Origin of the sequence: Streptomyces sp. NPDC050164 (assembly GCF_044459945.1) — a bacterium.
Lineage (GTDB): Bacteria > Actinomycetota > Actinomycetes > Streptomycetales > Streptomycetaceae > Streptomyces > Streptomyces coeruleorubidus_A.
This window is the reverse complement of sequence record NZ_JBITJK010000060.1, coordinates 27,992-41,561: the sequence shown is the minus strand read 5'-3', so window position 1 is coordinate 41,561 and position 13,570 is coordinate 27,992. Positions and strand designations below refer to the sequence as shown.

Below are 13,570 nucleotides of genomic sequence, written 5' to 3'. Positions count from 1 at the left end.
GCCCGACTGCTGGCTGCTGGTCGAATGGCCCGCCGGCGCCGAGGTGCCGACCGATTACTGGCTGTCCAACCTGCCGGCCGACACCCCGATCGCCGACCTGGTCCGTCTGGCCAAGGTCCGCTGGCGCATCGAGCACGACTACCGCGAGCTCAAGCACGGCCTGGGCCTGGACCACTTCGAGGGGCGTTCCTGGGCGGGCTGGCACCACCACGTCACCCTCGTTACTGCGGCCCACGCCTTCCTCACCGAACAGCGCCTGGCCCCAAAAGTGCCCGGGCCGGTCTCACCCTCTACCAAGTCCTCGACGCCCTCCAGAGCGTCCTGAGGTGCTGGACCGGCGTCTGCACCACCTGCCACCAACCCCTGCCCAGCGGATCACACTCAAGGCCAAGATCGAGACAGACCTAACGGAGTCCTACTAAGGGTTGTCCCGTAAATGATCTTTAGCTGGTGCGGCTGTGGTCCGTCCGGCAGGGAGCTGTCCGTCTATCCGGTGCGGATGAGGTTGTGCGGGCGGGCGATGTTGAGCACGGCAGCTGGAAGTAGGCTGCTTCAGGCTCGACCTGGTCACGGGGACCAGCGCGCCTGGGGGTGATTGACCTGATAGTTAGTCATGGGTCCGCGGCTGCAGCATCGGTGGCTCGCCGAGCAGGCAGAGTTCTGGGGCTCGTTGGCGCCGTTGCGGTTGCGCTGACGGTGGTGCTGTTGTCGCCTTTCGTGCTGGAGGCACTATCCGGCTCCAAGGGCGTGGACTGGAACAGGCTGAGTCAGATCGGCGCGGCGTACGGCTTCACGTCGGCGATCGTCTCGGCGCTGGCGTTGGCCGGCGTCGCTGTTTCCCTGGTCGTGCAGAACCGGCAGGCTAGGGCGGAGCAGGTCCAGGGGATTCGCAGCTACTACCTGGAGCTCGTCCGCCTAGAACTCGACGACATGCCGCTCTTCCAGCCCGTGTGGGGCGACACTGACATCGTCGATCCGCATGAGCAGAAGCGGCATGTCTACGCCGACCTCATGATGAACTACGCGTGGATGGGCTTCGAGATCGGGACCATTCGCGAAGGTCTGCTGCGGGACATGCTCGCCGGGATGTTCGCCGGAGAGGCTGGCCGACATTACTGGAGCGGGGCTCACACCTCGTGGATCCCCAGCACGTCCGCAAGCCGGGTCGGTCGTCGCTTCCTGGCCATCGTGGGCGAGGAGCACGCTCGGGCTGTCGCTTCCGGACCGCCGACTCGCTCGACCATTGCGTCCCGTCCGCCTGCCGTGCCGCCTGCGGGGGCGTCGCCCGCGCTGCGGACATCGGTCGGTGCCCTGATCGGTCTGGGCGCTGGCCTGGCGCTCAGGTCGCTGCTGCGCAGCCGACGTTAGGTGTTGCCTGCCACAGGCTAGATGATCACGGTGTGGCTGGTGTGATTACGGCGTCGGAGCCGTCTTGGATAACGCCGTTCTCCGGACTGAGCCCGCGCCAGTTCGGCAAGTTGGTGGCCGCCCTGCGGCGTGAGGGCGCCGACACGGTTCGCCCGGGACGACCTTGGAGTCTGCCCCTGGAGGACCGGGTGCCATTGGTCGCGGCTTACTGGCGTACGAACTTGACGATGCGCCAGCTGGCCCCGCTGTTCGGCGTCTCGAAGTCGGCGGCGGATCGGATCATCGTTCAGCTCGGCCCGCTGATGTCCCTGCAGCCGAGGCGCCACTTCACCAAGGACACCGTGCTGATTGTGGACGGCACCCTGGTGCCTACCCACGACCACGACGTAGCTGAGCAGTCGAAGAACTACCGGTACTCCACCAACCACCAGGTCGTGATCGACGCCGACACCGGCTTGGTGGTTGTGGTGGGCCGACCACTGCCGGGCAACCGCAACGACTGCAAGGCGTGGGAAGAATCCGGCGCCAGGGCCGCAGTCGGCAGCACCCTCACAATTGCCGACGGCGGTTATCCGGGCACCGGACTCGTCATGCCCCACCGGCGCCGTAAGGGCGAAGACCTGCCCGACTGGAAAGTGGCGCACAACAAGTCGCACAAGCGGGTCCGTGCACGCGTGGAACACGTCTTCGCCCGCATGAAGACATGGAAGATTCTCCGCGACTGCCGCCTCAAAGGCGACGGCGTCCACCACGCCATGCTCGGCATCGCCCGCTTGCACAACCTCACCCTCGGCGGATAGCCGGACGGGCCTTCAATCCCACCACCCGAAGATCATTTACGGGACAGCCCTTAAGTTCAACGTCTCTGCGGGATCCGGCGTGGACCACTTCGAGGATGCGCGACCTTCGCCGGTAGGGAGTCACACCGGGTCCGGCAGGTCCATGAGCGCGAGTTTGGCCGGGTCGACCACGGCGGTGATCTCGGTGATGTGGCCGTCGGAGACGGTGAAGGCCAGGAGGGAAAGCGGGGTGCCGTCCTCGCTCCAGGAGATGACGCCGGGGCGGCCGTTGACGGTCGCCGCATGTCCTCGTGCCGCGGTGCCGGCCACTCGCGCGCGGGTGGCGACTTCGGTGGCCCCGAGCGTGACGAACGTGCCGTTCGGGGTGTGGACGGTGAACTTCACTTCGGGGTGGAGAACCTGCAGCAGCTGCTCGAACCGGCCGTCGCGGGCTGCGGCCAGGAAGGCTTGGACCACCTCGCGTTGTTGTCGTCCGGCGCTTGCCGGCTGCTGGGCGGCCTGTACCTTTCTGCGGGCGCGGCTGGCGAGCATTTTGGTCGCGTCGGCGGATTTGCCGAGAATGGTGCCGATCTCCGCGAAGGGCACGGCGAACACGTCGTGCAGCACGAACGCCAGTCGTTCGTCAGGGCGCAGCGAGTCGAGGACCGTGAGGAGCGCGAGGCCGACGGAGTCCCCGATTGCCGCGAGGTCTTCCGGAGCGGGAGCGTCGTCGAGCGTCACTGTGAATTCGGGTAGCTGGTCGTCGAAGGAGACTTCTGGGCGCGTCCGGCCCGACCGCAGGACATCGAGGCTGATGCGGCCGACCACGGTGGTCAGCCAGCCGCCGAGGTTGTCGATGGTGTCGGTGTCCTGGCGGGAGAGACGCAGCCACGCCTCTTGGACCACGTCTTCCGCATCGGCATGTGATCCGAGCATGCGGTAGGCGACGGCGCGGAGCCGGTCACGGTGGGACTCGAAGGCATCGACGATCGGGTCTGCGGGATGGGCGCCGGCCATGTTGTTACCTCCGTGGAAGCTGCTCCGTCATAGGGATGACGCGCACAGGCGCCGCAACGTAACCAGTTGAAGGAGAGCACTCCCACATGGAAAACCGGCTCAAGAACAAGAACACGAACAACCCCGACGTGTGGACCGCGGTCCAGCACCTTCAGAAGGCGATCGCCGTCGGGGGCGTGGACCCGAAGCTGCTCGCGCTGGTCCACCTGCGCGCCAGCCAGATCAACAGCTGCTCGGCGTGCGTCTACGCCAGTGTCGCCGGCGGGAAGAAGGCCGGTGACACCGACGAGCGGCTGCACAACGTCGCAGCGTGGCGCGAGGCGCCGTTCTGCACCGATGCAGAGCGCGCGGCACTGGCGCTGGCCGAGGCCGCCACCCGGTTGCAGGACGGTGCGCCGGGCGTCACCGACGAGATCTGGGAAGAGGTCAACGCTCATTTCACCGAGGAGCAGATCGGCGCGATCAACCTGGAGATCGCGCTGACCAACTTCTTCAACCGGATCAACCGCACGATCAAGGAACCGGCTGGCAAGACCTGGGGCTGAGCCCAGCGTGGCTCTTACCCTGAGGCTTCCCCGGCGAAATGATCTTCGGGTGATAGGGACGAGCTTGCGACAGAAAGATCCGACCGAGGGGCCTCACGTGTCGACCAGCGTCACATACACCGCCGTGCTCGATGCGCAGCGGTCCACCGCCGAGCATCTGGCCCGGCTGCTGCGAGACCGTCGGGCCGAGATCGGCACCCGCAGGGGACGACGTGCGCTGGGCTGCTTTCGGCAGGCCGTATTCGTCCTGCGCTGGTTCATCGACGGCACGCGTATGGCCCAACTCGCCCGTGACAACGGCCTGTCAACATCCACCGCCTACCGGTACCTGCACGAAGGACTCACCGTCCTGGCGGTCGGCGCACCAGATCTCGACACCGCGCTGCGACGCGCGAAAGAGGCCGGGCTGACCCATCTGAACCTGGACGGCACCGTGGTCCGCACCGACCGCGTCGCCGCCATCGGCCCCAACGGCGCGGACCTGTGGTGGTCCGGGAAACACCGGCATCACGGCGGGAACGTGCAGGTCATCTCCACCCCCGACGGCTGGCCGATCTGGGTCTCCTCGGTCCGCCCGGGCCGCGAGCACGACACCACCTGCGCCCGCCACCACGGCCTGATCGACGCCCTGAACACCCTCGCCGCTGAGCTGGGCGTCCCGACCCTGGTCGACCTCGGCTACGAGAACGCCGGCGGCGGCTTCCGCCACCCGGTGAAGAAGCCCGCAGGCGGCAAGCTGACCGAGGCGCAGCAGACCTGCAACAAGGTCATCCGGGGTGTCCACGGCGTCTGCGAGCGCGCCAACTCCCTGCTCAAGACAACGTTCAATGCCTTGCGCCGAGTCAGCCTCGACCCCAGCAGGATCACCGAGATCGCCGCAGCCGCCCTTGTTCTTCTGCAGCTGGAGTACGGCCGCACCATCTGACGGAGATCACGGAAGCTGGGACTTGAAAAGGGACAGCCGGCGACCGCCATTTGGCCGCTCGACGCGCCCACCCGCAGGCGACGCCGCGCGCCGCGTCCGACGCGCACAGGTAGCAGGACCAGCAGTATCTCGCAGAGGCGCGAAGGCCCTTCGTCTAGCTGAGGAAGTCGCTATGCCGTCGATTGCCGTGAACGGGACAGAGATCTACTACGAGCTTCGGGGCAATGGCCCATCGGTGCTGCTCATCTCCGGCGCGACCGGCGATGCCGGACACTTCGACCGAGTCGCGGACTTGCTCGCCGACGAATTCACCGTGGTCACCTACGACCGGCGTGGCAACTCCCGCAGCCCTCGCCCCAGCGGGTGGGAGGCCACCTCTGTAGCTGAGCAGGCCGACGACGCCGCAGCACTTCTCACCGCGCTCGCGCTCGCTCCCGCCACCGTGTTCGGCAACAGCTATGGGGCGATCACCGCCCTCGACCTGCTCATCCGCCACGCCGGCGTCGTCCGCGGCGCCCTCCTGCACGAGATCACGCTCTTCTCAGTCCTGGAGAACCCGGGCGAGGCCCAGGCCGCCGTGGGGCCGGTCGTCGAAGCAGGGATGGCCGCCGGGGGGCCTCAGGCAGCCGTAGAGCACTTCATCCGATTTGCTGCGGGCGACGAGACCTGGGATCGCCTGGACCCGGACCTGCGTCACAGGATGATCTCGAACGGGGAGACCCTTTTCGGCGTCGAGATGGGGACGTTCGAGTCCTACCATCCTGCCGACGCGACGCTCACCGGCATCACCGCCCCTGCCCAGGTCTTGGTCGGCCGGGAATCACCGGCTTTCTTCCACGAAGCCGCCGCCTGGCTCGCCGCCCGACTCGGGGTCGAGGTAGTGCAGACCCCGGGCGCACACACGCCGCAGTGGGATCGACCCGAGGAACTCGCCCGCACCATCAGGCCGTTCCTGCGCGCACTCTCGTAGCTGGCCGATCGCAGAGCCCGGACTGGCGCGAAGCGGACTGGAGATCCCGATCAGCCTCGTCGAGTTCCCCGCCGCCCTTGGAGCACGCCGGCAATCCGACCGTCGTCACACAGAGCAATCGGAGGCTACCGAGAAAGGCTCACTGGTGATGGGCGGGGCGTCGTTGTCGGCGATGATCAGCTGGAGACGGTCACCGTAGGCGTCGGCGAGTGTCTTGAGCCGGTTGCAGATCTGTTCTGCCCGCTGCCTGTCTGAGGCGTTGTTACCGAATGCTTTGCGAGGGGAGTCGATCATGAGAAGTGAGGGAACGAGGATGTCACGCCGCTCGCGACAGTACCCCGGCGGCGGGCCGAACCCGTGGCGGGTCTGCGCGCCTTCGCCAGCGTCGTCCGCGCCGGGTTGCCAGGATCCCGTGTCGTACGGTCCGCCGTCGCGGTTACCCACCGTGCGGTGGGCAGCTCCTGGACGGCGAAGGCGGTCTGGTCGTCACACCCCGGCCATCTTAACCAGCCCAGGCCCGGCGACATGCGCTTCGTTGATCGGCTCCATGTCTGGCACTATGCGTCGGCCCCACCGGTGGTTTTCCCATACCCGGGTCTTCACGCCACTGGGTGCCCGACGACGGCAGGCGGGTGGTCAGGTACGGGTACTGAGGTAGCGTACGGCCGGACGGCTGTTCGAGCCTCGCCCTGTGTACCTTCGTAGCAGGCCGCGAGGTCTACACCTACGAGCGTAAATGGGCGATGGCACCGTCCTCGCCCCTGCTGGGCGAGGCTGACCGGAAGGCACGCTGAACATGACCGGGCAACGCGACCGTTGGGCGGAACTGACCGGCGGACAAGCCGGAGAAGAGTACGCTCAGCGTTTCGCGCGTCTCGCCGAGTCGGGCCACGACATCCACGGCGAGGCCGCCTTCTGCACCGCGCTGCTGAAACCCGCCGCCCGGATACTCGACGCCGGCTGCGGAACTGGCCGGATCGCTATCCGGCTCGCCGAGCTGGGCCACTACTGCACCGGCGTGGACGTCGACCCCTCGATGCTCGCCGTCGCCCGCCGTGATGCCCCTACGCAGGAGTGGCTCCTCTGCGACTTGACCCTTCTGGACGCCCTCGGCCTGAATCCGGGCTTCGACCTGGCGCTCGCCGCCGGAAACGTCATCCCCCTGCTGGCCCCCGGCACCGAATCAGCCGTCGTCCGGCAGTTGGCCGCCGCACTGCGCCCCGGCGGGCTGCTGGTCACGGGCATGGGACTGGACACAGCACACCTGCCGCTGCCGGAACCATCGGTGACCCTTACGGAGTTCGACCACTGGTGCACCCAGGCTGGCCTGATCCTGACGCAGCGCTACGCCACCTGGAGCGGCGATCCCTTCTACCAAGGCTGCGGCTATGCCGTCAGCGTGCACTCGCGCCCCACCACGTGAGTCCGCGCCCTATCCGCGACCGTCCTCTTCACGTAGAAGACCACGGGCCATGGCGAAGCCGAAGGCTTCGGACGAGGACCGAGTCCGGCACCCTCCGCGACGATGTTGGCTGGTCGGCGATCGCTGACCACGTCGGCGCATGACGGTGTGCGCCGGGCACGTGCCCGCGTGATCCCCAGTATCAGGGACACTTCCTACGGCGGATACCCCATCGAGGTCCGCCGCAACACTTTCCACGGGCCGGTGCAGGTGAAGGGCGCCCAGCGCAGCCACGGCTGAGGAACCGTCATGGGCAGCGAACGCGACAGCATCGATGTGCATGGCAACTACATCGGCGGGCCGGCACAAGTGTCCGGAGCACAGCACAACTACTTCGCCGTCGGCCCCGCAGCCGCTCCGCCGCCCACTGCGCCGAGCAGGCGGATCCGCTGGCTTTCGGAGTCCACCGACCCAGGCTGCGCGAGGACCAGGCCGTACTGACGGCGCCTCAGCTCCGCAGTCATCATGCTCGGAAGCCTCCTCGAAGGCGTCTTCGTCCACCAACCGACGTCAGGCCCGCAACCGTGCCGCTGCCAAGGCCTGCCCGCGACACCCGGCTGCAGGATCTCATCCAGCACGCCGATACCAATCGGTGGATCGACCAGGACGCGAAAATGGCCTCGGACCTGCTGCGGACCTACCGCAACCTGGTTCACCCCCTCGCGGAGAAGCGAGCCAAACACAGTGCCGACTTCGATCCTGCCGACCTTTGCTGGTCCACGGTCAACGCTGTCCTCAACGACTTGGCGGCAAGCAGCCCCCACTGGAGGATCGAGAGGCGATCTTGGTTCGAGTGCTGCTTCGCACTCGAAGGCGCCCACGGCCTCGGCTGAACGTTCACCCATGCCGATCGACGAGGCTCGTGTCACGCACTACGCGGCACGGAGCGCCGGCGATCGCGGTCCATGCGAGGCGGGTGGACGCTTTGGGGCGGTGCCTAGGCCACGTCGTGGGCACCGGCCGCGTGTCCCGTTCGTCAACTCGGGCGCTCGTCCCGCGGCATGCGAAGAGGCGAGTAAGCCCTCGCATACAGGCCGCATCGCGGCGGGCGTGGCGGGAGGCACTGCCAGGACCTCGCGGCTGTCAGCGCCCCTTGGCAGTCACTCGGCCGCCGAGGCGGTCATCAGCGCCAGGAGGCTGGCGAACAGTAACCCCCTTGGGAGCGCTTGAGTTCGGGGCGTGTTGGCCTGGCGGGTTGGCTGGTGGGTGATCAGCAGGCGGCCTGCCGGGCGAGCACCAGTTCCGTGCTCGACTTGCGGCGGGTCGTCCGCCGGGCGGAGCGGTCAGAGACCAGTGCTGAGATCGCAAGGTGGGTCTCGGCGTAGATATCGCGGCGGCCGGTGAACCGCTGCAGGGGGCGCCACTGCTTGTACTCGGCGTTGGTGTGCTCCACGCAGACCCGCGCGGAGGACTGGCGGCGTCGCTGCTCGCGCCAGGCGTGCTGCTCGCCCAGCGGCGCGTCGTCCTTCGGCTTCTTCGGCGGGGCGCTGACCTGGCCGGGGAAGTCGTTGGCCAGGCCCTGGTAGCCCTCGTCGACCTCGGCCTTGACACTGAGGTGCCGGTGGAACTGCTCGGCGATGCCCTCGTGGAGGATTCGCCGGAATACGGCTCGGCTCGCTCAGTCTGAAAGTCGCCGCGCATGCCGACCGCCCGGTGGTCGTCGCCCGTGGAGATCTAGAAAAGGAGGCCGTGCGGTTCGCCCTCGCAGTACCTGACCGACGGCAAACCACCATGCGCCTGGTTGATGCCTGGACACCGGCTCTACCGGTCGGCCTCGTGTTGCCTCTTGAGGTGGTGGACCATCCTGACGAGCGGCTGCCCTCGCCCGCCGCCCACATCCGCAGCACAGCCAAGCGCGATCCAGAGGAGGCACATCATGACCACGCCGCCCGAGCTCACGGCTCAGGGACCGAGCGAGGCTCACGCCCCCGTCATCTGCTGGCACTCCTCGCGGACAAGCTCGGCGGCCTGGCCTTCGTTACCATCGGCTTCGGCGAATCCCAGATCACTTGCCGCCGGGCGCCACCACAAGCGCTCCGCAATGGTGCCCTCAGCCACTTGGGCACTGCTTCATCCAGCTCCGGTCTGCGCGGTAAGGCAGTCGGTGCCTCCATTCCTACGCGTCACCGGGGGTGTGCTGGCTCATTAGGGCGCGCCCACGAAGATGGATCACACGGTGCGCGGGCTCGAAGTCCTCGACATCGAGCTGAACGAGCTCTTCGCGCCGCAGAGCACCGTCATAGGCGAGCGTGACCATCAGCCGATTGCGCAGTGACTCCGCTGCGCAGGCGGCCAGGATCCGCTGCCAGACATCCTCGTTGGGGATCCAGGGAGCTTGCTCGATACGCCGTACGAGGCCCTGGCGGGGTCTGCGGCCGCCACGGCCAGCCTGCCCTCGGCGGACCGGGTTCTGCTCGCGCAGGCCGTCCTCCACCAGGTACTCGTAGAAGGACCTGACCGCGACCAGGCGCTGCTGGATAGTTGCGTTCGCCAAACCCGTCTCGGTCCGAGGCGGAGCCTTCGACGGCCGACGCGATGGCCGGTCCAGCATGTCCCTGATCCAGGCGGCGACGGTGTCCGCCCGGGCCAGCAACGGGTCCGTCCTTCAGCGGCACAGAATCGCAGGTGGTCCTCGACCGCCCGCATCGATCGTGTTGGGTGCTCGACCGATGTTCGCCATGGACTGCAGCCACCGTCAGGCCAGTTGATGTTCAGCGAGAGTGGGGAACTTGCCCCACGGGATGGGGGCCATGACAGCAGGCTGAGCGTTGTCCCGTAAATGATCTACGGTGTGCTGGCTGAGCTGCTCGCCTTCTCGGTCACCCGGCGAGGGCGAGGTTGTGGCAGGCGGGTGATGCCGAGCATGGCGTGGTGAACGCCGTCGCCCTTGAGGCGGCAGTCGCGCAGGATCTTCCAGGTCTTCATGCGGGCGAAGGCGTGCTCGACGCGGGCGCGGACTTTGCGGTGGGAGGCGTTGTGCTCCTCCTTCCAGGCCGGGAGTTCGCTCTGGCCTTTTTCTCGGCGGTGTGGGATGACCAGGCCAGTGCCGCGGTAGCCGCCGTCCGCGATCACGGTGCTCGTGCCGACGGCGCCTTTCGCCCCGGACAGTTCCCATGCCTTGCAGTCGTTGCGGTTGCCGGGTAGCGGTCGGCCGACGGCGACGACCAGGCGGGTGTCGGCATCGATGACGACCTGGTGGTTGGTGGAGTACCGGTAGTTCTTCGACTGCTCGGCGATGGTGTGGTCACGGGTGGGGACCAGGGTGCCGTCCACGATCAGAACGGTGTCCTTGCGGAACCGTTTGCGCTGCTGGAGCGCGAGCGAGGGGCCGAGGTGGTCGATGATGCGGTCGGCAGCCGACTTCGATACCCCGAACAACGGTGCCGGCTGCCGCAGCGTGAGGTTGGTACGCCAGTACGCGGCGACCAGCAGGACCCGGTCCTCCAGCGGCAGGCTCCACGGCCGGCCCTTGCGCACCGGGTCCGCACCTTCGCGCCGCAACGCGGTGATGAGCTTGTCGAAGTGACGTGGACTCAGCCCGGTGAACGGGGCTATCCAGGAGGGCTCCGACGCCGTGATCACACCAGACACGACAAGATCATGTCACCCACGACCGGCAGATTTCCTCCCGCGCCAGGGCCCGGTGTCCGACCCGCGACCTACGATGCCCGGATGCAGCCACACTTCACTGGCACTGCCCTGATCACCGACGATGTTCCGGCTCTCGCCGCCTTCTACGCCGCGGTCCTGGACGCAGATGTCGAAGGGAGCGACGCCCTCGCTCGGGTGAAAGTCCCCGGTGCCGTCCTGTCGTTCTTCTCCACACAGGGCATGGAGTCGATGGTGCCAGGATCGATGGCCGCCGCTGCAAGTGGAGGCTTCACCCTGGAGTTCCAGGTCACCGACGTGGACGCACGCCACGAACGGCTGCTGGCTCAGGGTATTGAGATCCTCAAACCGCCGACAACCCAGCCGTGGGGACGCCGCTCAGTATGGCTGCGTGACCCAGACGGCAACATCGTCAACCTCTACCACGAGGCGTGACGCCCCGGTCCGCTACCGCGCTCCGCTCATTGCGGGACACCCCTTAGTAGTTGCGACCGTGCCTACTTGCGCACGTGGAAGCGCAGCATGGTGACCCCGCCCGACTGGACGTTGCTGAACGGTTCCAGGTCGATCCGGCCGAGGCCCGGCGGCGCGAAGCGGACGCCGTCGCCGAGCAGCACCGGCAGCACGTACACCAGGATCTCGTCGACGAGGCCGCGCTGCAGGCACTGGGCGGCCACGTCGGCGCCGAGGATCTCCAGGTTCTTGTCGCCGGCGCCGCGGCGTGCCGTGGCCACGGCTTCCTCGATGTCGCAGGTGAGGAAGGTGACTTTGGGGTCCGGCTCGTCGGGTCGGCGGTGGGTGAGGACGAACTGCGCCCCGCCGTCGTAGTCGGTGTTCTCGTCGGACATGCGCTTGCCGACCTCGTACGTGCCCCGGCCGATGAGCATGGCGCCCGTGGCCGCCATGACCTCCGGGAACGTCGCCGACGTCATGTGCTCGAAGATCCAGTCCATCGTGTGGCCGGGACCGGCGATGAACCCATCGAGGGACATCACCCTGTTCACGACCACTTTGCCGGTGCTCGCATCCGTCATGCGTCTTCTCCAAGCAGGTGGAGGGCCGGGATCGCATCATAGGTCGGTGAGCAACATCTTCTCCGGCGGTAGCCACGACCTGGACCTGTCCAATGGCGCCACCGCGGTGTTCATCGACGTGCTGATGCTGGCCGTGTCCGATCTCGCCTCCGAGGACTGGGACTTCCGCTTCGCGGCGCTGCTGACCCTGCAGGACCAGAACGTCATGGGGCGCGGTGCCGTCGGGTTCGACCTGGCGGAGTTCGACTGGGGTGCGACGGAGCGGGAACGCGCCCGCGCGAAGGACTTCGTGCTGCGTGCCACAGCGCTCGCGGCGAGCGGACATCGCTGGAGCGAGCTGGGCTACCACCCGCCCCGCGTGCATGACTACCTGCACCGCTTCACGACCATGGTGGAGTCCTGCACCCCGCCCGCCGACAGCAGCGCCGCACGCGGCTTCCCCGGCCCGGACGAGACCGCGATGGCCTCGTGCGTGCGCCACCGCGTCCTCAGCGCGCTCCCGCTCTGGGACGGCTGCTTCCTCTGCAATCGGCCGCACTACTAGTACTCCAGCTGTAGATCGTGATCTTCATGTCTGGGATGCGGCTTGTCGTCGGTAATGACTGGTGCGGGATCGGTCCTGATGGCGGCGTCGCCAGTCGGACCAGCCGAGTCGGTGGGCCATGTCGTGCAGCGGCTGGACGACAACCGTGGTGAACAGGCGCTGGATCTCGTTGCAGGACAGCGGGACCAGGTCGGCTGGCCCAGGACGGTAGGCGTGTTCGTTTGCGCGGACGACCGCGAGGAAGGCGTGGGCGAGCATGGCCAGGGTGACCCAGCGGGCCCAGGAGGGGTAGCGGCGGACCTGGTGCTCGTCGAGTCCCGCCAGGCCCTTCTCGCTCTGGAAAGTCTCCTCCACCCGCCACCTGGAGCCGACGACCTTGACCAGGGCGGCCAGGGGAACCGGCCCGGTCGAATGACAGCGGTAGTAGGCGAGTTCGCCGGTGGTGCGGTTGCGGCGGATCAGCAGCTGACGCCTGCCCGGCCCTGAGTCGGCGAGGTCGATGACGGCCCAGTCGTAGAACCGCTGTCCCTTCGCATCGGGTCCGGCTGAGAGCTTCTGCCAGGCCCGCTTCGGAACCTTCTTCGCCAGCGCGTCGGCTCGGAAGGTGCCCGCGCTGGTGGACACTTCGGCCGAACAGGCCACCGCGAGGACATAGCCGATGCCGCGTTCCTCCAGAGCCGTGCGCAGTTTCGGGTTGCCGCCGTAGACCTCGTCACCGGTGACCCAGTCCACGTGGTGTCCGGCGTCCAGGAAGCGTTCGATCATCGTGCGGGCCAGTTCGGGCTTGGCCGCGAAGATGGTGTCCTCGCCGAGCCCCGCTGCCCTGCAGCGGTCCGGGTCGCATGTCCAGGAGCGCGGGATGTACAGCTCCCGGTCCACCGCCGCGTGTCCCCGCTCGCCCGCGTAGACGAGATAGACGGCGACCTGGGAGTTCTCGATCCGCCCGGCGGTGCCGGTGTACTGGCGCTGGACCCCGACGGTGTGGGTGCCCTTCTTCAGGTCACCAGTCTCGTCGACGACCAGCACCGCTTCCTCGTCGTGGAGGTGCTCGACGACGTATTCGCGCACGTCGTACGGCGTCGGCATCCCAGGAGGCCCGGCACAGTAGGTGCTGCATGCCGTGCGGGGTCCTCTCCCCGGCCCACTCCGCGATCGTCCAGCAGTTCTTGCGCGGCAGGTCCGACAGCAGGCCCAGCACCAACCGACCGGCCCGCAGCCGGGGTTCGACCCGGGCGAACCGGCCCGCAATCCGGCTCATGGCCACCTCGAACGCCTCCCACCACCGGGCGGGATCTATGCTGTGGCCTGCGGCCACCG

At 67.6% G+C, this 13,570-nt stretch carries 18 protein-coding genes and 3 pseudogenes; 11 read left to right on the top strand and 10 right to left on the bottom strand.

The genetic code is table 11. The annotated features are described in order from the left end of the window. The 3 genes from ACIBNA_RS42585 to ACIBNA_RS42575 all read left to right on the top strand — a co-directional run. The coding region (locus ACIBNA_RS42585; protein ID WP_399170725.1) for a transposase at positions 1–325 on the top strand (325 nt) is incomplete at its 5' end. Between the two features lie 374 nt (positions 326–699). Continuing rightward, positions 700–1,368 carry a DUF6082 family protein gene (locus tag ACIBNA_RS42580; protein ID WP_399170724.1) on the top strand — a complete coding sequence of 223 codons (669 nt, stop codon included), beginning with the start codon at positions 700–702 and terminating at the stop codon, positions 1,366–1,368. 32 nt (positions 1,369–1,400) lie between these two features. Continuing rightward, positions 1,401–2,168 carry a transposase gene (locus tag ACIBNA_RS42575; protein WP_399170723.1) on the top strand — a complete coding sequence of 256 codons (768 nt, stop codon included), beginning with the start codon at positions 1,401–1,403 and terminating at the stop codon, positions 2,166–2,168. A 120-nt stretch (positions 2,169–2,288) separates the two neighbouring features. Here ACIBNA_RS42575 and ACIBNA_RS42570 read toward each other — a convergent pair whose 3' ends face one another. Beyond that, complete coding sequence (locus ACIBNA_RS42570) at positions 2,289–3,164, bottom strand: sigma-70 family RNA polymerase sigma factor (protein WP_399170722.1); 876 nt, start codon at positions 3,162–3,164, stop codon at positions 2,289–2,291. An 86-nt stretch (positions 3,165–3,250) separates the two neighbouring features. On the opposite strand from ACIBNA_RS42570, the gene ACIBNA_RS42565 reads away from it, so the two are divergent. The 3 genes from ACIBNA_RS42565 (at position 3,251) to ACIBNA_RS42555 (ending at position 5,604) form a co-directional block, all read left to right on the top strand. Then, positions 3,251–3,709: a carboxymuconolactone decarboxylase family protein gene (locus tag ACIBNA_RS42565; RefSeq protein ID WP_399170721.1), complete on the top strand. Its 459-nt coding sequence runs from the start codon at positions 3,251–3,253 to the stop codon at positions 3,707–3,709. Positions 3,710–3,806: 97 nt separating this feature from the next. After that, complete coding sequence (locus ACIBNA_RS42560) at positions 3,807–4,634, top strand: transposase family protein (protein ID WP_399170719.1); 828 nt, start codon at positions 3,807–3,809, stop codon at positions 4,632–4,634. Positions 4,635–4,806: 172 nt separating this feature from the next. Further along, positions 4,807–5,604, top strand: a complete 798-nt coding sequence (locus ACIBNA_RS42555; RefSeq protein ID WP_399170718.1) for an alpha/beta fold hydrolase — start codon at positions 4,807–4,809, stop codon at positions 5,602–5,604. 105 nt (positions 5,605–5,709) lie between these two features. Here ACIBNA_RS42555 and ACIBNA_RS42550 read toward each other — a convergent pair whose 3' ends face one another. Further along, a complete protein-coding gene (locus ACIBNA_RS42550) occupies positions 5,710–6,048 on the bottom strand; it encodes a hypothetical protein (RefSeq protein WP_399170728.1) in 339 nt (112 codons plus the stop codon). An 11-nt stretch (positions 6,049–6,059) separates the two neighbouring features. Then, positions 6,060–6,131, bottom strand: a pseudogene (locus ACIBNA_RS42545) (hypothetical protein); the annotation flags it as partial. A 269-nt stretch (positions 6,132–6,400) separates the two neighbouring features. Here ACIBNA_RS42545 and ACIBNA_RS42540 point away from each other — a divergent pair. Further along, positions 6,401–7,027 (top strand): class I SAM-dependent methyltransferase, encoded by a 627-nt coding sequence (locus tag ACIBNA_RS42540; RefSeq protein ID WP_399170717.1) that lies wholly within the window; start codon positions 6,401–6,403, stop codon positions 7,025–7,027. A 368-nt stretch (positions 7,028–7,395) separates the two neighbouring features. Here ACIBNA_RS42540 and ACIBNA_RS42535 read toward each other — a convergent pair whose 3' ends face one another. Beyond that, positions 7,396–7,533 (bottom strand): hypothetical protein, encoded by a 138-nt coding sequence (locus ACIBNA_RS42535; protein WP_399170716.1) that lies wholly within the window; start codon positions 7,531–7,533, stop codon positions 7,396–7,398. Positions 7,534–7,590: 57 nt separating this feature from the next. On the opposite strand from ACIBNA_RS42535, the gene ACIBNA_RS42530 reads away from it, so the two are divergent. After that, entirely contained in the window at positions 7,591–7,899 is a 309-nt protein-coding gene (locus ACIBNA_RS42530; protein ID WP_399170715.1) for a hypothetical protein, read from the top strand. A 377-nt stretch (positions 7,900–8,276) separates the two neighbouring features. On the opposite strand, the gene ACIBNA_RS42525 is transcribed toward ACIBNA_RS42530, so the two are convergent. Then, positions 8,277–8,459, bottom strand: a complete 183-nt coding sequence (locus ACIBNA_RS42525; protein ID WP_399170714.1) for a hypothetical protein — start codon at positions 8,457–8,459, stop codon at positions 8,277–8,279. Positions 8,460–8,504: 45 nt separating this feature from the next. Between ACIBNA_RS42525 and ACIBNA_RS42520 the strand changes: the two genes are divergently transcribed. Next, positions 8,505–8,693 carry a hypothetical protein gene (locus ACIBNA_RS42520; protein WP_399170713.1) on the top strand — a complete coding sequence of 63 codons (189 nt, stop codon included), beginning with the start codon at positions 8,505–8,507 and terminating at the stop codon, positions 8,691–8,693. 293 nt (positions 8,694–8,986) lie between these two features. On the opposite strand, the gene ACIBNA_RS42515 is transcribed toward ACIBNA_RS42520, so the two are convergent. The 3 genes and pseudogenes from ACIBNA_RS42515 to ACIBNA_RS42505 form a co-directional block, all read right to left on the bottom strand. Next, positions 8,987–9,124: a hypothetical protein gene (locus ACIBNA_RS42515; protein WP_399170712.1), complete on the bottom strand. Its 138-nt coding sequence runs from the start codon at positions 9,122–9,124 to the stop codon at positions 8,987–8,989. 58 nt (positions 9,125–9,182) lie between these two features. Next, on the bottom strand, positions 9,183–9,560 hold the full coding sequence (locus tag ACIBNA_RS42510; RefSeq protein WP_399170710.1) for a tyrosine-type recombinase/integrase: 378 nt from the start codon (positions 9,558–9,560) through the stop codon (positions 9,183–9,185). A gap of 325 nt (positions 9,561–9,885) precedes the next feature. Continuing rightward, a pseudogene (locus ACIBNA_RS42505) lies at positions 9,886–10,657 on the bottom strand (transposase). 81 nt (positions 10,658–10,738) lie between these two features. Here ACIBNA_RS42505 and ACIBNA_RS42500 point away from each other — a divergent pair. Further along, positions 10,739–11,110: a VOC family protein gene (locus ACIBNA_RS42500; RefSeq protein WP_399170708.1), complete on the top strand. Its 372-nt coding sequence runs from the start codon at positions 10,739–10,741 to the stop codon at positions 11,108–11,110. A 62-nt stretch (positions 11,111–11,172) separates the two neighbouring features. On the opposite strand, the gene ACIBNA_RS42495 is transcribed toward ACIBNA_RS42500, so the two are convergent. Continuing rightward, positions 11,173–11,709 carry a dihydrofolate reductase family protein gene (locus tag ACIBNA_RS42495; protein WP_399170707.1) on the bottom strand — a complete coding sequence of 179 codons (537 nt, stop codon included), beginning with the start codon at positions 11,707–11,709 and terminating at the stop codon, positions 11,173–11,175. Between the two features lie 46 nt (positions 11,710–11,755). On the opposite strand from ACIBNA_RS42495, the gene ACIBNA_RS42490 reads away from it, so the two are divergent. Further along, a complete protein-coding gene (locus tag ACIBNA_RS42490) occupies positions 11,756–12,253 on the top strand; it encodes a hypothetical protein (protein ID WP_399170706.1) in 498 nt (165 codons plus the stop codon). A gap of 24 nt (positions 12,254–12,277) precedes the next feature. On the opposite strand, the pseudogene ACIBNA_RS42485 reads toward ACIBNA_RS42490, so the two are convergent. Beyond that, a pseudogene (locus ACIBNA_RS42485) lies at positions 12,278–13,511 on the bottom strand (IS701 family transposase). Between the last annotated feature and the right edge of the window lie 59 nt (positions 13,512–13,570).